Raw genomic sequence first — 351 nt, forward strand, 5'->3', positions numbered from 1 at the left:
CCAGCGCCGCTCGCTGGTCCGCGGCCTGCTCGACGGCATGCTGGCGCCCGGTCATGTACTCCTGGAGCAGCTCCGGCTCGAGGGGCCCGCCCTGGTGCTGGCCATCTCCCTGGGCATCGGCCCCGCGGTGGCCGAGGGACCCGTGGCGGTGCGCCGCAGGCTGCGCCGCGTCCAGACGGTGCTCGACCACGCCTTCGGTACGGAAGTGCTGACCCTCCTGGACGCCGAGTCGGGCCGGGCCGTCGTACCCAAGGGGTGCGAGCCGCCCGAGGACCTGGCGCGGGCGGTCAGCCGGGCGTGCGGACTCGAGGTCCGTATCGCAGCAGTGCCCGCCGACGGCCCCGGGGCGAT

The 351-nt window shown here is 75.8% G+C and carries 1 pseudogene; it reads left to right on the forward strand.

Annotated features, from left to right (window positions below):
• Positions 1 to 351: pseudogene (locus J0695_RS37605) on the forward strand (PucR family transcriptional regulator); the annotation flags it as partial.

This window comes from Streptomyces beijiangensis (genome assembly GCF_017315755.1).
In the GTDB taxonomy this organism is placed as follows: domain Bacteria; phylum Actinomycetota; class Actinomycetes; order Streptomycetales; family Streptomycetaceae; genus Streptomyces; species Streptomyces beijiangensis.